We start from the raw sequence: 7,572 nt of genomic DNA, 5'->3' as shown, positions 1-7,572 counted from the left end.
CTGCACAACAGGTAAACTCATGAAACCAGAGCGTCGTATATCAGTGGAAACTTCTTAAATATTATGTTAGAATCTAGAATGAGGGCCAGGGTTAAAAAATTTTATTTTTTGAATAATGTTATTAAAATAAAACCTATAACCTAAATAAAGCAAAGATGAATCTTAAAAACAAGAGCGCAATTGTTACAGGTGGTTCAAGGGGAATAGGAAGAGGCATTGCCCTACGTTTAGCCCGTGAGGGGGTTAAGGTTGCAATTGTAGCAAGGACTTCAGAAGAAGTTTTTGCTACCGTTGAGATGATAAAAAAAAATGGTGGTGAAGCAATAGGGTTAATTGGTGATGTTTCAAATTGGAATGACGTTCAAAAAATTGTGGAGGAAACTGTTAGGAAATTTTCAACAGTAGATATTCTTATAAACAATGCAGGCATACAGAAGCCAATAGGATTATTTCAGAATGTGGATATAAAAGAATGGATACGAAACTTCGAAGTAAATCTTTTCGGAGCAGCAATGTTTTGTAAGGCTGTATTACCACTGATGATTGAAAAGAGGAATGGTAAGATTATAAATCTTTCCGGTGGGGGCGCTACATATCCAAGACCATATTTCTCTGCTTATAGTGTATCAAAAACAGCCATTGTGCGGTTTACAGAAATACTTGCAGAAGAGGTAAAAGATTATAATATTCACGTTAATGCAATTGCCCCAGGTGCAATTAATACAAGAATGCTTGAGGAAGTGCTTGAGGCTGGGGAATTAGCTGGTAAGAAAGAGCTTGAGGAAGCAATAACCCGAGCAGTAAAAGGAGGAAGTCCTTTGGAGATTGTGGTAGAGCTTGCTCTCTTTTTGGCTTCTGAGGAGTCTGATGGAATAACAGGCAAGCTTATCAGTGCACCATGGGACCCATGGAAGAACGAAGCTTTTATTGAGAAATTAAAGGTTGATAAAGATATCGCTGTGCTACGCCGTATTGATGATAAAACCTTTTTTAAAAAATGAAAATTTTAAATGCAATTTAACGTTGCAATAATAGGTGCAGGTCTTATTGGCAGAAAAAGGGCAGCAGCAATAAGTAAAACAGGTATTGGAAGTTTAAGAGCAGTTGTAGATAAACAAAGATGCTGCAAAGAAGCTTGCTACTGAATTTGGAGGAGAGGCAGAAAGTGACTGGAGAAAAGTGGTAACTAGAAAGGATATTAATATTGTAATTGTTTCAACTATCAATAGTGTTTTAGCCCCTATCTCTATTGCAGCATTGGAAAGTGGAAAGCATGTGCTTTGTGAGAAACCCTTCGGCAGGAATATCAAAGAAGCGGAAAATATCCTTAAAGCTGCCAGTAAGAAAAATCTTGTGATAAAAACTGGTTTTAATCACAGATTTCATCCCGCTGTATGGAAGGCTAAACAAATTGTAGATGAGGGCATAATAGGACGCCTCCTTATTATTCGTTCAAGATACGGACATGGTGGACGTCCTGGAATGGAAAAGGAGTGGCGTACATCGAAAGAGTTATGTGGTGGAGGTGAACTCCTTGACCAGGGTGTTCATGTGATAGATCTGATACGCTGGTTTGGGGGTGAGATTACTGAAGTATATGGCAAGGTAGAGACAAAGTTTTGGGATATAGAAGTAGAAGATAACGCATTTGCCATATTAAAGACAGATAAAGATGTTACAGCTTCATTTCATGTGAGCTGGACTAATTGGAAAAATATCTTTTCATTTGAGATATTTGGTGAAAATGGATACCTAACTATAAATGGCTTGGGTGGAAATTATGGACCTGAAACCCTTGAAATAGGAAAGAGACAAAAGGAAGGAGGTAGGCCCAATATTGAAGTTATTGATTTCCCGTCCGATGATATAAGCTGGGAAAGGGAATGGCTGGAATTTGTATCAGCCATTAAAGAAAACAGGCAGCCAATTGGTAATGGACTGGATGGTTTGAAGGCGAATAAAGTTGTTGAGGCAATATACAAATCATCCAAATTAAATAGAGTTATTGTTATAAAGTGAAAAAAGCTCTTTTTCTTGACAGGGATGGGATACTCAATAAGGTTGTGATTAGAAATGGCACTGTAAGTTCGCCTTGGTTTTTGTCTGAATTTGAGATAATGAACGAAGCAATAAGGGTTGTAGAGGCGGCAAAAGCATTAGGTTATATGACAATTGTAGTTACAAATCAACCTGATATAGAAAGAAAAAAAATGAATATTTCTGAGCTTGAAAAGATTCATGAACTACTTAATAGAATCTTTCCCCTTGATGCTATACTTGTATGTACAAGTTGCGATAATTCAGATTTTAGAAGAAAACCCAATCCAGGAATGCTTTTTGAAGCAGCGAAAAGATTCAAAATTAACTTGGAAGATTCATTTTTTTTAGGGGATAGTGAAAAAGATATTATAGCTGGAAAGAGGGCTGGTGTAAAAACCATTCTTCTTCAAACGGATTATAATACCAATATCCATGGTATTGCAGATTATAACATAAATACTTTAAGTGAGGTAATAAATATTCTAATGATTCATAAAGTTAATAAAATTAAAAAGAGGAGGAGCTAATGTCTTTTAGCAAAAGGTACTTAGAAGTGGCAAAACAAATAATTGACTCTATTGATACATCGGCAATTGAAAAGATGGTGCAAGTCTTAAAAAAAATAAGGGATGAGGAGGGGCGATTGTTTTTCATTGGTTCTGGAGGTGGTGCTGGTCATGCATCTCACGCAACATGCGACTTTAGAAAGTTGTGTGGTTTTGAGGCATACTGCCCAACAGATAATGTATCAGAATTATCTGCCCGAATCAATGATGAGGGATGGGATTTATCTATTGCTAATTACTTGAAAGTCAGTAGGATTAATTCTAAAGATTGTCTCTTCGTATTCTCGGTTGGTGGAGGAAATGAAGAAAAGAATATTTCTACAAATCTTGTTAATGCCGTTAAACTTGCTAAGGAGGTTGGTGCAAAAGTTATTAGTATAGTTGGTCGAGATGGTGGCTATGCTGCTAAAAATTCTGATGTTAGTATTATTATTCCAACAATAGATCCATCCTTGATAACAGCTCTTACAGAATCTTTTCAAGCTATGATCTGGCATCTACTTGTATCTCACCCTGATCTTCAAGTAAATCTGCCAAAGTGGGAATCAACAAAATAAATCATATGATAAGGAGGATTTTTATGGAACTAAAAAAATTCCGTATTAAAATATTCGCTGATGGTGCTGAAAAAGATTTAATGTTGCAGATGGCTAAAAATTCCATAATTGCTGGCTTTACTACAAATCCCACATTAATGAGAAAGGCAGGGATAAAAGATTATAAGGCGTTTGCTAAAGAGATATTATCTGAGATAAAAGATAAGCCAATATCTTTTGAGGTATTTTCAGATGAGTTTGATGAAATGGAACGACAAGCGCGTGAGATCGCATCCTGGGGTGAAAATGTCTATGTAAAAATTCCGATAACAAATACTAAGGGGGAATCAAGCGCAAAGCTTATAGAAAAACTATCTAGCGCAAATGTAAAGGTCAATGTCACTGCTATTATGACACTTGAGCAAGTAAAAAAAGTTGTTCCAGCACTTTTGCATGGTCCAGGCGCTTATGTTTCAGTTTTTGCAGGTCGTATTGCTGACACGGGAAGAGACCCTGTGCCTATTATGAAAAGTGTGGTGGAATATTTGAGACCCTATTCCAATATAGAGTTGATTTGGGCAAGTCCACGAGAAGTGTTGAATGTTGTCCAGGCGTCTGAAGTTGGTTGCCACATTATAACTTTGACTTATGATCTAATCAAAAAGCTGGACCTTATTGGAAAAGATTTAAACGAGTTTTCACTTGAAACAGTCAAAATGTTTTATGAGGATGCAAAAGCTTCTGGCTTTACATTGTAAGGATAATATAGTAGACACATGAGGATTTCAAACTCTATTTTCAACTCCCCAACCTGTGTAGGTGTTTATCTTATCCTTACTTGCTTGTAAAATAGGCTATATTCTAAAACATGATACGGATTTTATGCCCATTACCGCCTATGGGCAGAGCAAGATAGAAGAAAAAAAATAGTTCAAAATTGGTAAAATTTACCATTTGAATGGACGATTATAAACCTATATTGGTTTGGGGACCATGGATGATTTAGAACCATATATCAACCTTTCTAAACCTATTTCTCAGGACTGGTATTTTCATATAGGGAATGGTCATTATAGATGGTCTATCTGTATTAGTTTCAAAGAGATGTAGCTGTTATCCCGATTTGATAAAGAAGGTGTTAATGATTTTTCTTTCGATTCATTTAATGTGAAAGAACTTTACGAAGTTATAAAAAATGTAGTAGAGGGGAAATATGCCTTAAAGGCGAGATGACGTATCTTTGAATATTAAAGGACTATACTCCTAAAAAAGGCAGCTAAAGTTATCGTGGAAACTATAAAATTTGTATTAGGGAGTGAAAAATGAAAGTCCTGCATGTTGCGGCTAGTTTGAATCCAGCATGGGGGGGACCAACAAAGGTTGTTACTGAATTAACAGAAGCCTTAGCAAAGAAAGGGATTGAAGTATCTATTTTTGCACCGTTAGAAAATAGCAAAGAGATATGCATACCAAAAGGGGTTGATGTGAAACTCTTCCCCAAAGGTTTTCTTTCAAAATTCTGGACATCTTATTCTTCATCTTTGGCTAAAGCATTAATGAAAGAAGTTTTTGATTTTGATTTAGTTCATATTCATGAAATCTGGCATCATCCTCATTATGCTGCTTATAAAGCAACAAAACTTGCAAGAAAACCTTTTGTTATAACCATTCATGGGGCTCTTGATCCCTGGTGTTTAAATCATAAGGCATTTAGGAAGAGGGTCTATGCGACCTTAATCCAAAAAAGGATTTTAAAAGAAGCTTCTGGGCTTCATGCTATCACAGAAGAAGAAGTTAAAAGTATGTCTAACTTTGTTAATAACCAAAATATATTTCTTATCCCTAATGGTTTAAATCCAGAAGATTTTGAAAATCTTCCAGAGAGATCAGAAATAGAACTCTTATACCCGGGGTTGAAACGAAAAAAGGTAATCCTATTTTTAGGACGTATTCATCCTATAAAAGGGTTAGATCTTTTAGCTAAAGCTTTTGGAAAACTTGCCAGAACTCGGAATGATATTATACTCTTGATTGTAGGGCCTGATAACTATGGTTATGCAAAACAAGTAAAACAGATGTTAAAAATAGAAGGTGTTATGGATAAGGTTATCTTTACTGGGATATTAACCGGGCACATGAAATTAAGTGTTCTAAGTAGAGCCGACATATTTGTACTACCATCATACTCGGAAGGGTTTAGTATGGCTATTTTAGAAGCAATGATATGTGGTCTTCCTGTTATCATAACTCGCCAGTGCAATTTTCCTGAAGTAGAAAGTGTAGGAGCAGGGAAAGTTATTGATCCTGATGTTATTAGCTTGTCAAAGGCTATGATTGAATTAGTGGATAATCCAGAATTATGTAAAGATATGGGTAGTAAAGGCAAAAGATTAGTTATGGAAAAATATATTTGGGATAAGATAGCGGATCAGATGATCATTGCTTATGAAAAGATAATAAGTGGAAAAATCAAAGAATTGTTATCAATCGAAAGTAAGCAAGACAAATATCTGCGCAAAATTTTCCAATGTTGAACATTCCATATATGTATCATTACAAGTTTTAGGTTAAATAACATAACTACCGAATATATATTTGATTTATCTCCAATTATGGAAGTATGCAATGGTAAACTACCTTACAATAGAGAAACTGCTATCGAAAAGATTGTAGAATAGTATAATAGGGGTATAAAAAGGAATAGTTTGATGTTTCAGTTAGTTCAAAATTACAGGACAGGAGAGATAGAATTAGTAAATGTGCCTATACCTAATTGTGGCTCAAATTCTGTTTTGGTAAAAAATCATTTTTCTTTAGTTAGTATTGGTACAGAGCGATCGATCATTGAGCTTGGAAAAAAATCACTTCTCGGAAAGGCAAGAGCAAGACCAGATTTAGTGAAAAGATTTTTGGATAAAGCAAAAAAGGAGGGGTTTTTAAAGACATTTCAGGAAGCTTTAGGTAGACTGGATAACCCAGTTCCTTTGGGTTATAGTTCTGCTGGTGTTGTGGTTGAAGTAGGCAAAAATGTTCATAAGTTTTCAGTTGGAGATAAGGTTGCTTGTGTAGGAGCAGGATATGCAGCCCATGCAGAATACATTACTGTGCCTGAAAATCTTTGCTGCAAAATACCTGAAAATGTTAGTTTTGAAGAAGCCTCCTTTGGGATGTTGGGAATTATTGCTTTACACGGAATCCGTTGTGCAAATCTTACTTTTGGGGAGAGAGTTGCGGTGATAGGGCTTGGGCTTATAGGATTATTAACAGTTCAAATTTTAAAAGCTTATGGATGTGTGGTGGCAGGATTTGATATAGACCCCTCCAAGGTAGATCTTGCAAAGCAGTTAGGTGTAGATGCTGCAGTAACAGATCCAGAGGAATTTAAGAATTTAACGAATAGAATAACCGAAGGATATGGCACTGATGCTGTAATTATTACAGCTGCTACTAAATCTGCTGAGCCTATTCATCTTGCCGTAGAGATTTCCCGCTTTAGAGGAAGAGTAGTTGTTGTGGGGGTTGTTGATATTCATCCCAATAGAAATGAGATGTGGCATAAAGAGGTAGAGATTATAGTCTCGAAAGCAGGTGGTCCAGGGAGCCTTGATCCTATCTATGAAAATAAAGGAATAGATTATCCCGTAGGCTATATCCGCTGGACGGAAAATAGAAACCTCCAAGAGTTTTTAAGGCTCATTTCCGAGAGAAAAATATATTTAAGACCTTTGATAACCCATAGGATACATATAAGAGACGCTTTGTCATTGTATAACGACATGCTTAATAATAAAGGTGGACCCTATATTGGTGTTGTAATTGAATACAATAAGGATGAGAAAGATATCTATGCCAAAGGTGTATCAAAAGAAAACTATGATGATAAAAATGAAAAATTGAAAGTTTCTAATTTCCCTAATCTCTCAGAAAATTCCTTTGTAACTACACCTGTGGTTGGAGTCATAGGGGCCGGTTTATTTGGTAAGGCATTGCTTATACCAGCTTTATCTAAGGTGCCTAACGTAAAACTTCACACGATTTGTACTGCTCATGGCATAAATGCGAATCATGTTGCCAAAAAATATCACTTCCAAAATATTACAACGAACTATCAAGAAGTAATCCAAAATCAGGATATTAATTCAGTTGTTATTCTGACTCCTCATAGCTCTCATGCCAAAATGGTGATAGAAGCTCTAAAAGCCAATAAACATGTTTTTGTTGAAAAACCACTGTGTATTAACGAAGAAGAATTAAAAGAAATATACGATACATACGTTGGTTTAGCTAATAAACCCTTTTTGATGGTAGGATATAACAGGCGATTTTCCCCTCACTCTCAAAAACTTAAAGAGACTATTTTAAATAGAAGAGATCCTGTAATGATTTATTACCGAATCAATGCCGGGTTTGTTCAACCAAATCATTGGGTT

The 7,572-nt window shown here is 35.8% G+C and carries 8 protein-coding genes; all 8 read left to right on the top strand.

The window, feature by feature from the left end:
• Nucleotides 1-155: 155 nt before the first annotated feature.
• The gene (locus tag AWW78_RS09225; RefSeq protein ID WP_047134982.1) at nucleotides 156-1,001 is read left to right on the top strand and encodes an SDR family NAD(P)-dependent oxidoreductase; all 846 of its coding nucleotides are present in this window, start codon (nucleotides 156-158) and stop codon (nucleotides 999-1,001) included.
• A gap of 9 nt (nucleotides 1,002-1,010) precedes the next feature.
• Entirely contained in the window at nucleotides 1,011-1,145 is a 135-nt protein-coding gene (locus tag AWW78_RS10870; RefSeq protein ID WP_276325952.1) for a hypothetical protein, read from the top strand.
• Nucleotides 1,111-2,019, top strand: coding sequence for a Gfo/Idh/MocA family protein (locus AWW78_RS09220; protein ID WP_102134814.1), 909 nt, complete (start codon nucleotides 1,111-1,113; stop codon nucleotides 2,017-2,019). Before AWW78_RS10870 ends, AWW78_RS09220 begins: the two co-directional genes overlap by 35 nt.
• Nucleotides 2,016-2,567 carry a D-glycero-alpha-D-manno-heptose-1,7-bisphosphate 7-phosphatase gene (locus AWW78_RS09215; RefSeq protein ID WP_047134981.1) on the top strand — a complete coding sequence of 184 codons (552 nt, stop codon included), beginning with the start codon at nucleotides 2,016-2,018 and terminating at the stop codon, nucleotides 2,565-2,567. Before AWW78_RS09220 ends, AWW78_RS09215 begins: the two co-directional genes overlap by 4 nt.
• Nucleotides 2,567-3,163 (top strand): SIS domain-containing protein, encoded by a 597-nt coding sequence (locus AWW78_RS09210; RefSeq protein ID WP_047134980.1) that lies wholly within the window; start codon nucleotides 2,567-2,569, stop codon nucleotides 3,161-3,163. Before AWW78_RS09215 ends, AWW78_RS09210 begins: the two co-directional genes overlap by 1 nt.
• A gap of 23 nt (nucleotides 3,164-3,186) precedes the next feature.
• Nucleotides 3,187-3,900 carry a transaldolase gene (locus AWW78_RS09205; RefSeq protein WP_047134983.1) on the top strand — a complete coding sequence of 238 codons (714 nt, stop codon included), beginning with the start codon at nucleotides 3,187-3,189 and terminating at the stop codon, nucleotides 3,898-3,900.
• A gap of 564 nt (nucleotides 3,901-4,464) precedes the next feature.
• A complete protein-coding gene (locus AWW78_RS09200; protein ID WP_047134979.1) occupies nucleotides 4,465-5,676 on the top strand; it encodes a glycosyltransferase in 1,212 nt (403 codons plus the stop codon).
• Nucleotides 5,677-5,850: 174 nt separating this feature from the next.
• Nucleotides 5,851-7,572: bi-domain-containing oxidoreductase (locus tag AWW78_RS09195; protein WP_047134978.1), on the top strand; the 1,722-nt coding region annotated here is incomplete at its 3' end.

This window comes from Candidatus Kryptonium thompsonii, from assembly GCF_001535985.1.
Lineage (GTDB): Bacteria > Bacteroidota > Ignavibacteria > Kryptoniales > Kryptoniaceae > Kryptonium > Kryptonium thompsonii.
This window is presented reverse-complemented; position numbering and strand designations above follow the sequence as displayed.